At 61.3% G+C, this 648-nt stretch carries 2 protein-coding genes; both read left to right on the top strand.

From position 1 onward, the window contains the following. Positions 1–193 (top strand): EF-Tu C-terminal domain-related protein (locus tag PY257_RS03530; RefSeq protein WP_472924719.1); only part of this gene is annotated, 193 nt, incomplete at its 5' end. 25 nt (positions 194–218) lie between these two features. Next, complete coding sequence (gene rpsJ, locus PY257_RS03525) at positions 219–530, top strand: 30S ribosomal protein S10 (RefSeq protein ID WP_275738816.1); 312 nt, start codon at positions 219–221, stop codon at positions 528–530. Positions 531–648 lie beyond the last annotated feature (118 nt).

The following is a 648-nucleotide window of genomic DNA, read 5'->3' as shown; positions in this document are numbered from 1 at the left end:
CTACTTCCGCACCACCGACGTGACCGGCGCCATCGAGCTGCCGGCCGACAAGGAAATGGTGATGCCCGGCGACAACGTGACCATCACCGTCAAGCTGATCAACCCCATTGCCATGGAAGAAGGCCTGCGCTTCGCCATCCGCGAGGGCGGCAAGACCGTGGGCGCGGGTGTGGTCGCAAAAATCATCGCGTAAGCAACGGATCGAACCGAGGAACACCATGTCCAAGCAAAAAATCCGCATCCGCCTCAAGGCATTCGATTACAAGCTGATCGACCAGTCCGCCGCCGAAATCGTCGACACCGCCAAGCGCACCGGCGCCATCGTGAAGGGCCCCGTGCCCCTGCCGACGCGCTTCAAGCGCTTCGATATCCTGCGTTCGCCGCACGTCAACAAGACATCGCGCGACCAGTTCGAAATCCGCACGCACCAGCGTCTGATGGACATCGTCGACCCGACGGACAAGACGGTGGACGCGCTGATGAAGCTCGACCTGCCCGCTGGCGTCGACGTGGAAATCAAGCTGCAGTAATCGGCCAAGCCGTCGCGCCTTTGGCGCGGCACCGGTTTTGTTGCAAAGCGGACAGTCTTTTCCAATTCAGGTATGAGCCTGGAGCGACCTGAGATCGGCGACGCGAAGCGAGTCGATC

The organism is Curvibacter soli, assembly GCF_029211125.1.
GTDB classification, from domain to species: domain Bacteria; phylum Pseudomonadota; class Gammaproteobacteria; order Burkholderiales; family Burkholderiaceae_C; genus Curvibacter_A; species Curvibacter_A soli.
This window is presented reverse-complemented; position numbering and strand designations above follow the sequence as displayed.